The sequence below is a fragment of the Micromonospora sp. WMMD1082 genome (assembly GCF_029626175.1).
Taxonomy (GTDB): Bacteria; Actinomycetota; Actinomycetes; order Mycobacteriales; family Micromonosporaceae; genus Micromonospora.
The window spans coordinates 5,428,956-5,442,459 of sequence record NZ_JARUBM010000002.1 but is presented as its reverse complement, the minus strand read 5'-3'; the positions used below and the strand labels follow the sequence as shown (position 1 = coordinate 5,442,459).

At 75.6% G+C, this 13,504-nt stretch carries 8 protein-coding genes, 1 pseudogene and 1 riboswitch; of the genes and pseudogenes, 5 read left to right on the top strand and 4 right to left on the bottom strand.

Features of this window, described 5'->3' with window-relative positions; genetic code table 11:
* Positions 1–90: 90 nt before the first annotated feature.
* The gene (locus O7615_RS25015; protein WP_278180234.1) at positions 91–1,461 is read right to left on the bottom strand and encodes a precorrin-3B synthase; all 1,371 of its coding nucleotides are present in this window, start codon (positions 1,459–1,461) and stop codon (positions 91–93) included.
* A 67-nt stretch (positions 1,462–1,528) separates the two neighbouring features.
* Positions 1,529–1,610: riboswitch (cobalamin riboswitch) on the top strand.
* Positions 1,611–1,681: 71 nt separating this feature from the next.
* Between O7615_RS25015 and cobN the strand changes: the two genes are divergently transcribed.
* Both cobN and O7615_RS25005 read left to right on the top strand, forming a co-directional pair.
* Complete coding sequence (gene cobN / locus O7615_RS25010; protein ID WP_278180233.1) at positions 1,682–5,320, top strand: cobaltochelatase subunit CobN; 3,639 nt, start codon at positions 1,682–1,684, stop codon at positions 5,318–5,320.
* A gap of 333 nt (positions 5,321–5,653) precedes the next feature.
* A complete protein-coding gene (locus O7615_RS25005; RefSeq protein ID WP_278180232.1) occupies positions 5,654–6,157 on the top strand; it encodes an NUDIX hydrolase in 504 nt (167 codons plus the stop codon).
* Between the two features lie 172 nt (positions 6,158–6,329).
* Here the strand turns inward: O7615_RS25005 and O7615_RS25000 are convergent.
* From O7615_RS25000 to O7615_RS24990, 3 genes and pseudogenes are all read right to left on the bottom strand, one after another.
* Positions 6,330–7,799: pseudogene (locus O7615_RS25000) on the bottom strand (cobyrinate a,c-diamide synthase); the annotation flags it as partial.
* Positions 7,793–8,407 (bottom strand): cob(I)yrinic acid a,c-diamide adenosyltransferase, encoded by a 615-nt coding sequence (cobO, locus tag O7615_RS24995; RefSeq protein ID WP_278180230.1) that lies wholly within the window; start codon positions 8,405–8,407, stop codon positions 7,793–7,795. The pseudogene O7615_RS25000 and the gene cobO, both read right to left, overlap by 7 nt.
* A complete protein-coding gene (locus O7615_RS24990; protein ID WP_278182220.1) occupies positions 8,407–10,428 on the bottom strand; it encodes a VWA domain-containing protein in 2,022 nt (673 codons plus the stop codon). Before O7615_RS24990 ends, cobO begins: the two co-directional genes overlap by 1 nt.
* 309 nt (positions 10,429–10,737) lie before the next feature.
* Here O7615_RS24990 and cbiE point away from each other — a divergent pair, with 309 nt between their 5' ends.
* The 3 genes from cbiE to cobF are packed head-to-tail and all read left to right on the top strand — an operon-like array spanning position 10,738 to position 13,504.
* Positions 10,738–11,964, top strand: a complete 1,227-nt coding sequence (cbiE, locus tag O7615_RS24985; RefSeq protein WP_347405101.1) for a precorrin-6y C5,15-methyltransferase (decarboxylating) subunit CbiE — start codon at positions 10,738–10,740, stop codon at positions 11,962–11,964.
* Positions 11,961–12,731: a precorrin-4 C(11)-methyltransferase gene (gene cobM / locus O7615_RS24980; RefSeq protein ID WP_278180229.1), complete on the top strand. Its 771-nt coding sequence runs from the start codon at positions 11,961–11,963 to the stop codon at positions 12,729–12,731. Before cbiE ends, cobM begins: the two co-directional genes overlap by 4 nt.
* A gap of 5 nt (positions 12,732–12,736) precedes the next feature.
* A complete protein-coding gene (gene cobF / locus O7615_RS24975; protein ID WP_278180228.1) occupies positions 12,737–13,504 on the top strand; it encodes a precorrin-6A synthase (deacetylating) in 768 nt (255 codons plus the stop codon).

The following is a 13,504-nucleotide window of genomic DNA, read 5'->3' as shown; positions in this document are numbered from 1 at the left end:
TTCGCTCCGCGCCGCCATGAGGCACACCCGCACAGAGCCTGACGATTCGCTCGCTCCGCTCGCTCATGCCGGCACTCCCGCACCGTTCGCTCATGATGGTCTCCGTGCCTGTGCGACCCGCTCGGCCAGCGGGCCGTGGTGGTCCCCCCGTGGGCTCGCGACACGGTAACCGGCGCCGGTGGCCACGGCGAGGACGGCCGGACCGGCAGGTCGCCCGCAGCAGCGGTCGCACCCGGCCCAGTGCAGCGGCAGCGCATCGGCAGCGGGCACCTCGGCGGACGGCCCGACGGCGGGCGGTGCGTCGGCGGCGAGCGCCCCGGCGGCAGGCGCATTCGCGGCGGGCGGTGCGGCGACGGTCAGGGCGGCGGTGGCGTCGGCGCGGACGTCGGCCAGGGCGCTGCCACAGCCGGGCCGGCCCGCGCAGGCGGTCACCCCGACCCACGGCGACGCCGGATCGACGACGAGGCCGGCCTCGGCCAGCCGGAGCGCCGCCGCCTCGGGTGGTCCGCTCACCACGAGCGTGCGCCACGGGGTCACCACCACCACGGACGCGCACGCCAGCGCCGCCACGGCGTCGGCCTGCCCGGCGGTGAGCCGGCCCAACCGCGCCGCCGCGACCACGAAACCATCCGGATACGGGCCGACGGGGGGCGGCGCGGCCTGTGGCGGCACGACGCGGGGCGGCGCGGCGTGCGACGGCGCGGCGGCCGGCGGCCCAGGGTGCGGCGGCGGCGCGGGCTCTGGCGGCGCGACGTGGGAGGCGGTGGCCGGGTGGGTGTGCGGGCCGCGCAGCGCGGCGACGATCGCCGGAGACGCCTGCGGCAGGTCGGCGATGCGCCAGACGTCCCGCCGGTCGGCACGCTGGCGCAGGAACGCCCGGGCCGCAGTGACCACCGCGTCGGCGACCTCGCCAGCATTGGCCCGCAGCCCGAGATCCCGCCCGGCCACCAGCAGCGCGCCGGTGTCGGCCGTCCAGCAGAGATCGGCGCCGAGCCCGGTGACGTCGCCCCGGCCGTCGTCGAGGGCGACCAGGAAACGGCCGCTGAGGTCGGCGAGGTCGGCGGCGGCACACAGCGCCGCGTCGACGGCCGCCACGACGGGACGGACGTCAGCGTGCCCGCGCCGGTCCAGGCCGCTCAGGGGCGAGGCGACGATGTTGCGGACCCGCTCGTGGCTGGCGCTGGGCAGCAGCCCCGATTCCACCAGGACGGTGGCGACCCGGTCGACGGTGCGGAGGTCGGGGATGCCGCGCAGCTGCACGTTCCCCCGTGAGGTCAGCTCCAGGGTGCCGTCCGCGTAGCGCCGGGCGGCCTCGGCCAGGCGGCGCAGCTGCGGCACGCCCAGTTGGCCGCCGGGTATCCGGACCCGCACCAGCAGCCCGTCGGCGGCCTGGTGGGCCCGCAGCAGCCCCGGGCACCGGTCGTCCCCCGGACGACCCGACGGGGAGGAGACAGCGGACACCTCGCCATCGTAGAGTCGGGCTCTCGGCGCGGTTTCGCGCCGAGATCAGCATCACGCGGTCGGCGTGGAGGAACCCGGTGCGAGTCCGGGGCGGTCCCGCCACTGTCACCGATCCGGCGCCCGCGCGCCGGCTCGGGAGCCAGACACTCCGGTCGGCCGCGACCGACGACCACGGGCGCGGACCCGGGGAGGAGTCGACCATGGCCGGTCTGGTGACCGCATGATCCTCTTGCTGTCCACATCGGACACAGACCTGCTCAGCGCCCGCGCCAGCGGTGCCGCGTACCGGCTGGCCAACCCGGCACGCGTCGGCGAGGAACCGGAGGCGCTGGCCGACCTGCTCGCCGGCGTCGATCTCGTGGTGGTCCGCATCCTCGGCGGCTACCGGATGTGGCAGCGCGGCCTGGACACGCTGCTCGCCGGCAACCTGCCGGTGGTCGCCCTCGGCGGCGAGCAACTGCCCGACGCGGACCTGATGGCCCGCTCCACCGTGCCCCGGGGCATCGCCGCGCAGGCACACGCCTACCTGGCCCAGGGCGGGCCGGACAACCTCCGCGAGCTGCACGCCTTCCTCAGCGACACGGTGCTGCTCACCGGCCACGGCTTCGCGGCCCCGGCCGAGCAGCCCAGCTGGGGGGTGATGCCGCGACCGGCGTCGACGGTGACCGGCCCGACGGTGGGGATCCTCTACTACCGGGCGCACCAGCTCAGCGGCAACACCGCCTTCGTGACGGCGCTCTGCGGGGCGGTCGAGGAGGCCGGTGGTGTGCCGCTGCCGGTGTTCTGCGCGAGCCTGCGTACCCCCGATCCGGAGCTGTTGGCGACTCTTGGCCGCGCCGACACGCTGCTGGTCACGGTCCTCGCCGCGGGGGGAACCCGGCCGGCGGAGGCCTCCGCCGGCGAGGCCGACGAGTCGTGGGACGTGGGCGCGCTGGCCGCGCTGGACGTGCCCGTCCTCCAGGCGCTGGCGCTGACCCAGGACCGGGCGAGCTGGGCCGACAGCGACGACGGGCTCAGCCCGCTGGACGCGGCCACCCAGGTGGCGGTGCCGGAGTTCGACGGGCGGCTGATCACCGTGCCGTTCTCGTTCAAGGAAACCGACGCGGACGGCCTGCCGCACTACGTCGCCGACCCGGAACGCGCCCGACGGGTCGCCGGTATCGCGGTGCGGCACGCCCGGCTGCGGCACGTCCCGCCGGCCGAGCGGCGGATCGCGGTGGTGCTGTCGGCGTACCCGACCAAGCACGCCCGGGTCGGCAACGCGGTCGGCCTGGACACCCCGGCCAGCGCGGTACGGCTGCTGCGGGCGCTGCGCGAGCGGGGCTACGACGTGGGGCCGGTCGAGGGGGCCGACGCGCTGCCCGGCCTGGTGCCCGGCGGCGACGGAGAGGACGCCGACGGCGACCGCCTCATCCACGCCCTGATCGCCGCCGGTGGGCAGGACCCGGAGTGGCTCACCGAGGAGAAGCTGGCCGGCAATCCGGTACGCGTGCCGGCGGCCACCTACCGCCGCTGGTTCGACGCGCTCCCGGCGGAGCTGCGCGAGGCGATGACCGGGCACTGGGGACCGCCACCGGGTGAACTCTTCGTCGACCGGTCCACCGACGCCGACGGCGAGATCGTGCTCGCCGGCCTGCACGCCGGGAACGTGCTGCTGATGATCCAGCCGCCCCGGGGGTTCGGGGAGAACCCGGTGGCCATCTACCACGACCCGGACCTGCCGCCGACGCACCACTACCTGGCCGCGTACCGGTGGCTGGACGAGGAGTTCGGCGCGCACGCCGTGGTCCACCTGGGCAAGCACGGGTCGTTGGAGTGGCTGCCCGGCAAGAACCTCGGTCTCTCCGCGAGCTGCGGCCCGGACGCGGTCCTCGGCGAGCTGCCGCTGGTCTACCCCTTCCTGGTCAACGACCCGGGCGAGGGCGCGCAGGCCAAGCGTCGGGCGCACGCCACCATCGTCGACCACCTGGTGCCGCCGATGGCGCGGGCGGAGAGCTACGGCGACATCGCCCGGCTGGAGCAGTTGCTCGACGAGCACGCCACCATCGCCACCATGGACCCGGCCAAGCTGCCCGCCGTACGGGGGCAGATCTGGACGCTCATCCAGGCCGCGCGGCTCGACCACGACCTCGGGCTGGACCAGCGACCGCACGACGCCGAGTTCGACGACTTCCTGCTGCACGTCGACGGGTGGCTCTGCGAGGTCAAGGACGCCCAGATCCGCGACGGGCTGCACGTGCTCGGCCACGCCCCCACCGGCGAGGCCCGGGTCAACCTGATGCTGGCGATCCTGCGCGCCCGTCAGGTCTTCGGCGGGCGGTCCGACGCCGTACCCGGGCTGCGCACCGCGCTCGGCCTCGACGAAAGCGCGGCCGAGCAGACCGCCGAGGTGGACCGGATCGAGGCGGTGGCCCGCCGGCTGGCCGAGGCGATGGAGCACCGCGACTGGGCGGCCGAGGCCGTCGACCCGGTCAGCGCCGAGGTGCTCGGCGCCGACCACCCGCACGCCGCCGCCGTACGCCGGGTGCTCACCTTCGCCGCCACCGAGGTCGCGCCCCGGCTGGCCGGCACCACCGGGGAACTCGACGCGGTACTGCACGCCCTCGACGGCGGCTACGTGCCCGCCGGACCGAGCGGCTCGCCGCTGCGCGGGCTGGTCAACGTGCTGCCGACCGGTCGCAACTTCTACACCGTCGACCCGAAGGCGATCCCGAGCCGGCTGGCCTGGGAGACCGGGCAGGCGATGGCCACCTCGCTGCTGGAGCGCTACCGGCGGGACACCGGCGACTGGCCCCGCTCGGTCGGCCTGTCGGCCTGGGGCACCTCGGCGATGCGTACCGCCGGTGACGACATCGCCGAGGTGCTGGCCCTCATCGGGGCCCAGCCCACCTGGGATCCCGCGTCCCGGCGGGTCACCGGCTTCGAGATCGTCCCGCTGGCCGACCTGGGCCGGCCCCGCATCGACGTCACGCTGCGGATCAGCGGCTTCTTCCGGGACGCCTTCCCGCACGTGGTGCTGCTGCTGGACGACGCGATCCGCGCCGTCGCCGCCCTCGACGAGCCCGACGAGAAGAACTACCTCGCCGCGCACGCCCGCGCCGACACCGCCCGGCACGGCGACGACCGCCGCGCCACCACCCGCATCTTCGGCTCCAAGCCCGGGGCGTACGGTGCCGGGCTGCTGCCGCTGATCGACAGCGGCAACTGGCGCGACGACGCCGACCTGGCGGAGGTCTACACGGTCTGGGGTGGCTTCGCCTACGGCCGTGGCCTGGACGGGCGGCCGGCCCGCGACGACATGGAGTCGGCGTACCGGCGGATCGCGGTGGCGGCGAAGAACACCGACACCCGCGAGCACGACATCGCCGACTCCGACGACTACTTCCAGTACCACGGCGGGATGATCGCCACGGTCCGGGCGCTGACCGGGCAGGCGCCACGCGCGTACATCGGCGACAGCACCACCCCGGACGCGACGCGGACCCGGTCGCTGACCGAGGAGACCGCGCGGGTGTTCCGGGCCCGGGTGGTCAACCCGCGCTGGCTCGCCGCGATGCGGCGACACGGCTACAAGGGCGCGTTCGAGATGACCGCCACCGTGGACTACCTCTTCGGCTACGACGCCACCGCCGGGGTGGTCACCGACTGGATGTACGAGCAGCTCGCCCGAAGCTACGTCCTGGACCCGGAGAACCAGCAGTTCCTGCGCCGGTCCAACCCGTGGGCCATGCGCGGCATCGTCGAGCGGCTCAGCGAGGCCGCCGACCGGGGCCTCTGGGCCAAGCCCGACCCGGCCCTGCTGGACGCGCTGCGGCAGGCGTATCTGGAGGTGGAGGGCGACCTGGAGGACGCCGGCTGACCCCGTGCCGGGGTTTCACGGCATCGGTGTTTGGGTGCGTTTCTTGTTGCCCTGGCAGCAAGAAACGCACCCAAACACCCGGAGGGACTGACCATCCCTCACCGGGTGAGGCCGACCAACGTGGCCAGCGGGCCACGCCGGCCGGTGCGGGCCGCCCCCGGGCGATCTCGGCGAGGAGAGTACGCCCCGACGACCGCATCCGCGAGCTCGCCGCCGCGCTCGATCCGTACCAGGCGGTGCCTCAGGTAGCCGACCTGCTCCGACGTCTCGGGAGCAGGCCCCAGCGCGCATAGCCGGCGAACATGTCGGTACCAGTCGACTAGCGTCACCGGCGTGACCTGGACGGAACCCGCCATCTGGTACGCCAACCTGCCGGCCTTCTACGCCGCCGCAGCCGCCTTCATCACCGACCCGGCTGGGGACGTCCTACTCGTCAAGCCCACATACCGCGATCACTGGGCCTTCCCCGGCGGCTACGTGGAGACGGAGGAATATCCGCACCAGGCCTGCGCCCGTGAGGTACACGAGGAATTGGGCATCTCCATCGCCGTGGGCGATCTACTGGTGCTGGACTGGTCGCCTCCGACCGGGCCACGTCCCCGCGCCCTCGTCCACTTCACCTTCGACTGCGGCACGATCGGCGGGCTCGACAGGATGAGCCTGCCTGGTCAGGAACTGGAGAGGATGGCCTTCGTACCGCCGGAGCGAGCCGAAACCCTCCTTCCCGCCAATGTCGCCCCACGGGTACCCGCCGCGATACGGGCTCGTGCCGGACGCGCTCCGGTGTACCTTCCCGACGGGCCGGCAGGTGGGCTCGTCTATCCAGCGAGGTCATGACATGCGGCAAGTGGGGCCTTCCCGGCGGCGCGATGGCCCGAGTTGCCGCGAACCGTGACCGCTTCCTCGGCCCGGGGGCCGGCAGCTAGGCCGGGAGGTTGCCGGGGGTCGGGGTGGGGTGGCGCGGCGAGACGGCCGGGCGAGGGGTGGGGGGCGCCGATCCGGTGGCGTGCCGGTGCGCGGCGGCGGCGAATCGGGCGGCCAGGTGCGGATGTCCGGCCCAGTGCACGTGCAGGTAGGAGGCGTGCACGGTGCCGTCCGGGCCGGCGACGATGCCGTCCAGGGTCGGCGCGGCGACGCCGTGCGCCGCCGACGGGCGGGGGCGGAAACGCCAGGCCGGTGCCACGCCGGGTCGCCCGCCAGGCGGGAGGTCGGCTGGCGGGAGGTCGGCTGGCGTGGCGTCGGCTGGTCCGCCGAGCGCGGCACCGGGCGGGGGGTCGATCCGGGTGCGGTGGAACTCGTGGCCGGTGACCGGGGCGTCGAGGTCGGCGATGGCGCTGGCGGTGGCGGCGCGGGCCTCGCGGTAGCCGAGCGTCAGCCGGTCGGTCATCCGGGCGCGCACGGGTAGCACGCCGGCCATCGCCGCGCCGTCGAGATCCTGTGCGAGGTAGAGCAGTCCGGCGCACTCGGCCACGACCGGTAGGCCGGCGGTGGCGGCGGCGGCCACCGCCCGGCGCAGCGGCGCGTTCTCCGCCAGCGTGCCGGCGTACATCTCGGGGAAGCCGCCGCCGAGATAGAGCCCGGCGGTGCCGTCGGGCAACCCTGGATGATGCAGCGGGTCGACGGGGGCCAGGTGGAGGCCGGCGGCGGCGAGCAGGTCGTCGGTTTCGGCGTACCGGAAGGTGAACGCCGAGCCCGACGCGACCGCGACGGTCGCGTCGACGGTCAGGCCGTCCAGCGCGGCGGCGGGATCCCACGCGGGGCCGGGCAGCGCGGGCGCCTGGTGGGCGACCGCGACCACCGCGTCGAGGTCGACGCCGGCGGCGATGTGCGCGGCGAGCGCGTCGACCGTACGCCGCGCGGCGGCGACCCGCTCGGCGGCCGGCACCAGGCCGAGGTGGCGGCTCGGGGTGTCCAGCGTCGGATCGCGGCGCAGCGCGCCGAGCACCGGGACGCCGGTGCCGGCGAGCGCCTCCCGGATCTCCGTCTCGTGGGTCGGCGAGCCGACCTTGTTGAGGATCACCCCGGCGACGGAGAGCTGCGGGTCGAAGCTGGCGAAGCCGTGCACCAGCGCGGCGACGCTGCGCGAGGCGCCGGAGACGTCCACCACGAGCAGCACGGGGGTACGGGTCAGCCGGGCCACGTGTGCGGTGGAGGCGAAGCCGGCCCGGCCGATGGCGCCGTCGAGCAGGCCCATCACGCCCTCGATGACGGCGAGGTCGGCGGGTGCGCCGGTGGTGGCGCCGTGCCGCAGCAGTGGCAGGATCCGCTGCTCGCCCTGGAGGAAGGGGTCGAGGTTGCGACCGCGACGGCCGGTGGCCAGCTCGTGATAGCCGGGGTCGATGTAGTCGGGGCCGACCTTGTGGCCGCTGACGGTGAGGCCGCGCCGCCGCAGCGCCGCCATCAGGCCGGTGGCCACCGTCGTCTTGCCCTGCCCGGAGGCGGGCGCGGCGACGATCACCCGGGGCGGGAGGGTCACCATTCGATGCCCCGCTGGCCCTTCTGCCCGGCGTCCATCGGATGCTTGATCTTGGTCATCTCGGTGACCAGGTCCGCGGCGTCGACCAGTCGTGGATCGGCGTCCCGGCCGGTGATGACGACGTGCTGGTGGCCGGGTCGCTGCCGCAGCGTCGCCACCACGTCGTCGACGTCGATCCAGCCCCACTTCATCGGGTAGGTGAACTCGTCGAGCACGTAGAGGTCGTGTTCGCTCGCGGCGAGCCGACGCTTGATCTCGGCCCAGCCCTCGGCGGCCTGCGCGGCGTGGTCGGTCTCGGTGCCCCGGGTGCGGCTCCAGCTCCAGCCGGCGCCCATCTTGTACCAGGCGACCGGGCCGCCCTGCCCGGTCCGCTCGTGGAGCTGGCCGAGGGCGCGCAGCGCGTTCTCCTCGCCGACGCTCCACTTGGCGCTCTTGACGAACTGGAAGACCGCGATCGACCAGCCCTGGTTCCAGCCGCGCAGCGCGAGCCCGAACGCGGCGGTGGACTTGCCCTTCATCTGTCCGGTGTGGACCATCAGCAGCGGTCGGTGGCGGCGCTGGCGGGTGGTGAGCCCGTCGTCGGGGACGGTGACGGGTTGTCCCTGTGGCATCAGGCGGCCCTCCTCGTGGTCCGGCCGGCGGTGTGGGACCGCACCGCGTGGGTCAGCGGGTCGGCGGCGACGCCCTCCAGGGGAAGGTGTTCCGCGCCGAGAAGGGCGGCGAGTTCGGCGGCCAGCCGCATCCGGACCCGGCCCTGCTCGCAGTCGACGACCACGGCCGGGGTGCCATCGGCGGCGAGCAGCCGAGCGGCCCGCCGGGTCCGGCCCACGGCGTCCGGGCCGGCGGTGGCGCGGCCGTCGGTGACCACCACCAGCAACGGGCGCCGACGCGGGTCGCGGATCCGTTCGACGCGCAGCACCTCCCGGGCACGCAGCAGCCCCTCCGCCAACGGGGTACGGCCGCCGGTCGGCAGGGTGGCCAGGCGGGCGGCGGCGACCTCCACGCTGGCGGTCGGAGGCAGGGCCACCTCCGCGTCGGCGGCCCGGAAGGTCACCAGCCCGACCTTGTCGCGGCGCTGGTAGGCGTCGAGCAGCAGGGACAGCACCGCGGCCTTGACCGCGCCGACGCGCTGCCGGGCGCCCATCGAGCCGGAGGCGTCCAGGCAGAACAGGATCAGGTTGCTCTCCCGGCCGTGCCGCACCGGCAGCCGGACGTCCACCGGGCGGACCAGGAGACCCGGCCCTCGCCGGCCACGGGCCCGCTGGTGCGGTGCGGCGGCGCGCAGCGTCGCCACCAGGTCCGGCCGCCCGGCCGCCCCGCCGGTGGGGCGCCGCGCGCCGACCGTACGCCCGCTGGTGGTCAGGGCCGCGGATCGGCGCCCGGCGGCGCCGGCTCCGGTGCCGGTGATGCGCAGCAGCCGCGCCCGGTAGGGGGCGGCCGCCGGTACCGGCGCCGGTGCCGGCCGGTCCCCGTTGGTCTGCCCGTCGGGCCGGGGGTCGGTGTGCCGCTCGTCGGCCCGCCCGTTCTCCGTCCCGCCACCCGGCCCGCCGCCGTCGGGAGGGCCGCCGTCGGGGTCGTCAGGGCCGTCCGGGTCGTCGGGGCCACCCGGATCGTCGGGGGGTGTCGGGTCGTCCGACGGCGGCTCCGGCTCGTCCAGCCCGGCGTCGCTCAGCGCGCGGTCGAGGTCCGCGTCGTCGGCTCGGGGCGGGTCGAAGGGGTTGCGGCGCTGGCGGTGCGGCAGGGCCAGCCGGGCGGCGACCCGCACATCGGCAACGGTCACCTCGGTACGCCCGCACCAGGCGGCGTGTGCCGTGGCGGTGCGGGCGATGACCAGATCCGCGCGCATCCCGTCCACCTCGGCGGCGGCGCAGAGGGTGGCGATGCGCAGCACCGTGGCGTCGTCGAGGCGTACCGCCGGCAGCAGCGTCCTGGCCCGGGCGACCCGGGCGCCCAGCGCCGCGTCCGCGTCGGCGTAGCGGGCGGCGAAGCCGTCCGGGTCCGCCTCGTACGCCAGCCGCCGGCGCATCACCTCGGCCCGCACCTGCGGATCCCGGCTGGCGGCCACCTCGACGGTGAGGCCGAAGCGGTCCAGCAGCTGCGGCCGCAGCTCCCCCTCCTCCGGGTTCATCGTGCCCACCAGCACGAACCGGGCCGCATGGGTCACCGACACGCCCTCGCGTTCCACCGTGGCGCGCCCCATCGCCGCCGCGTCGAGCAGCACGTCGACCAGATGGTCGTGCAGCAGGTTGACCTCGTCGACGTAGAGCAGGCCCCGGTGCGCGGCGGCCAGCAGGCCCGGATCGTACGCGGTCACGCCCTCGCTGAGGGCGCGTTCGAGGTGCAGCGCGCCGAGGACGCGGTCCTCGCCGGCGCCGACCGGCAGCTCCACCAGCCGGGCGGGCCGGGTGCGGGCCGGCGGCGAGGCCGGATGCGGGCCGTCCGGGCAGTACGGGTCGGTCGCCGCCGGGTCGCAGGAGAAGCGGCACTCCGCCACCACCTCGACGGGCGGCAGCAGGGCTGTCAGGGCCCGGACCGTGGTGGACTTCGCGGTGCCCTTCTCACCCCGCACCAGCACGCCACCGATGGCCGGGGAGACCGCGCACAGATTCAACGCCAACGCCATGTCGTCCATGCCGACGACGGCGGAGAACGGGTACGACCGCACGGCCACACCTTTCACCTCGCGCGGGTGTCCTCGCCCACGGCGGTCACTGACCGCGCCGGCGCACAGCGGCGCTGGCGGCGCGGTACGGCGGGACGAGTGTCTGGCTCCCGGACGCGGCAGGCGAGCCGCACCGGTCACAGTGGCGGGACCGCCCCGGAGTCGCCGACCCTGCCGGGCCGACCCACCGGTGTTCCTCACCGCGCCGTCGCCGCCGATGATGTCACACCCGCCCCCGGGGCGGCAGGGCCGCGATCTGCTGGACTACCGTTGCGCCGCGTGAAGTCCTTGACATCCGACGAGCCGGTCACCGTCGTCGGCATCGGCGCGGACGGCTGGGCGGGCCTCGGCGAGAGCGGCCGCAGCGCGCTCGCGCGGGCGCAGGTGATCCTCGGCGGGCAACGGCACCTCGACCTGCTGCCGGCGACCGTGCCGGCGCAGCGGGTGCCCTGGCCGACGCCGCTGCTGCCCGCCCTGCCCGACCTGCTCGCCGCCCACGCCGGACGGCGGATCGGCGTGCTGGCCAGCGGTGATCCGATGTGGTTCGGCATCGGCACGCACCTGGCGCGGCTGGTCGGCGCCGAGCGGATCCGGGTGCTCACCCACCCGTCGGCGATCGCGCTGGCCTGCGGCCGGCTGGGCTGGCCGGTGGAGCGGGTCACCGTCCGCAGCGCGGTGGCCCGTGACCTGGACGGCATCCGCCGCGACCTGGTCCCCGACCGGCTGTTGCTGGTTCTCAGCCGGGACGGCGCCACCCCGGCCGCCGTCGCCCGCCTGCTCACCGACGCCGGGTACGGCCCCAGCGAGATGACGGTGCTCGCCGCGCTGGGCGCCGAGCGGGAACACCGCGTCGACGGCCGGGCGCAGGAGTGGGGCGCCGAGCCGGGCGACCCGCTCAACGTCGTCGCCGTCCGGGTCGTGGCCGCGGCCGGCACCCGCGTGCTGTCCACGGTGCCGGGGTTGCCCGACGACGCCTTCGACCACGACGGCGCCCTCACCAAGCGGGAGGCGCGGGCGCTCGCCCTGTCCCGCCTCTCCCCCACCGCCGGTGAGCTGCTCTGGGACGTCGGGGCCGGCAGCGGCAGCATCGCCGTGGAATGGCTGCGCAGCGACCCGGCCACCGCCGCCGTGGCGGTGGAGAACCGCGACGACCGCGCCGAGCGCATCGCCGCGAACGCCCGCCGGCTCGGCGTGCCGCACCTGCGGGTGGTACGCGGCCAGGCGCCGGACGCGCTCGCCGGGCTGCCCGCCCCCGACGCGGTGTTCATCGGTGGCGGGCTCACCACGCCGGGGGTGTGCGACGCGGCGTGGGACGCGCTGCGCCCCGGCGGGCGGCTCGTCGCCCACGCCGTCACCCTCGAAGGCGAACGCGAACTGGTCGACCGGGCGGCCCGGCACGGGGGCGACCTCACCCGCCTGTCGGTGGAACGCGCCGCGCCGCTGGGCAGCTTCACCGGCTGGGCGCCCGCCCGACCGGTGGTGCAGTGGGCGGTGCGCAGGCCATGACCGCCTACTTCATCGGCGCGGGGCCGGGCGCCGCCGACCTGATCACCGTACGCGGCCAGCGCCTCCTCGCCCGTGCCCCGGTCTGCCTGTACGCCGGCAGCCTCGTCCCCGCCGACCTGCTCGCCACCTGCCCGCCCGGTGCCCGGCTGGTCGACACCGCCGAGCTGACCCTCGACGAGATCGTCGCCGCGATGACCGACGCGCACCGCGACGGGCAGGACGTGGCGCGGCTCTGCTCCGGTGACCCGGCCGTGTTCAGCGCGGTGGCCGAGCAGGCCCGCCGGCTCGACGCCGCCGGTGTGCCGTACGAGATCGTCCCGGGGGTGCCCGCCTACGCGGCGGCGGCCGCCGCGCTGCGCCGGGAACTGACGGTGCCGACGGTGGGCCAGACCGTGATCCTCACCCGTACCCAGGCCCGCTCGACGCCGATGCCGCCCGGCGAGGACCTCGCCGAGTTGGGTCGCAGCCGCGCCACCCTGGTGCTGCATCTGGCCGTCGCCCGCACCCGCCAACTCGCCGACCGGTTGGTCGACCACTACGGCGGCGACTGTCCGGTGGCGGTGGTCGCCAACGCCAGCCGGCCCGACGAGACGATCCTGCGCGGCACCCTGGCCGACATCGCCGACCAGGTCGAGGCCCACGGGATCCGCCGTACCGCCGTGATCATCGTCGGTGCCGTCCTCGCCGCCGACGGCTTCCCGGACAGCTATCTCTACTCCCCCGGCCGGGACCGCCACGCCCCGCGCCCGGCCGACCCGGCGGGGTGAGGCGGATGCGGACGATACTCGTCATCGGCATCGGTGCCGGCGATCCGGGCCAGCTCACCCTGGCCGCCGCCGAGGCGATCCGGCAGGCAGACGTCTTCTTCCTGCTCGACAAGGGCGCCGAGAAACACGACCTGATCGCGCTGCGGCAGGAGCTGATGGTCCGCTTCGCCCGGCCCGGTCACCGGGTGGTCGAGCTTCGGGATCCCGACCGGGACCGCACCGCCGACGGGTACGCCAGGGCGGTGGACGACTGGCGGCGCGAGCGCGCCACCCTGCTGGAGGCGGCCATCGCCGAGCACCTGGCGGCCGACGGCTGCGGCGCCTTCCTGGTCTGGGGCGATCCGGCGCTCTACGACAGCACCCTCGCCGTGGTCGAGGAGATCCTGGCCCGGGGGCGGGTCAGCTTCGCCCACACCGTGATCCCCGGGGTGAGCAGCGTGGCGACGCTCGCCGCCCGGCACCGGATCGGCCTCAACCGGGTCGGCCGCCCGTTCCTGGTCACCACGGGCCGCCGCCTCGCCGCGCGGTTGCCGGCCGACGTCGACGACATCGTGGTGATGCTCGACGCCCACTGTGCCTTCACCCGGTACGTGGACGAGGAGCTGGACATCTACTGGGGTGCCTACCTCGGCACCCCGGACGAGATTCTCGTCGCGGGTCCGCTGCGGGAGGTCGCCGCGCGGATCGTCGCGACGCGCCGGGAGGCCCGCGAACGCAAGGGCTGGATCATGGACACGTACCTGCTACGTCGCCGCGACCCGGCCGGACCGTGA

Bases quoted from the DNA above. Each gene is read 5' to 3' on its own strand.
- cobN (WP_278180233.1), top strand. From the start codon at position 1,682: ATGATCCTCTTGCTGTCCACATCGGACACAGACCTGCTCAGCGCCCGC.
- cobO (WP_278180230.1), bottom strand. From the start codon at position 8,407: ATGCCACAGGGACAACCCGTCACCGTCCCCGACGACGGGCTCACCACC.
- O7615_RS24990 (WP_278182220.1), bottom strand. From the start codon at position 10,428: ATGGACGACATGGCGTTGGCGTTGAATCTGTGCGCGGTCTCCCCGGCC.
- cobM (WP_278180229.1), top strand. From the start codon at position 11,961: ATGACCGCCTACTTCATCGGCGCGGGGCCGGGCGCCGCCGACCTGATC.
- cobF (WP_278180228.1), top strand. From the start codon at position 12,737: ATGCGGACGATACTCGTCATCGGCATCGGTGCCGGCGATCCGGGCCAG.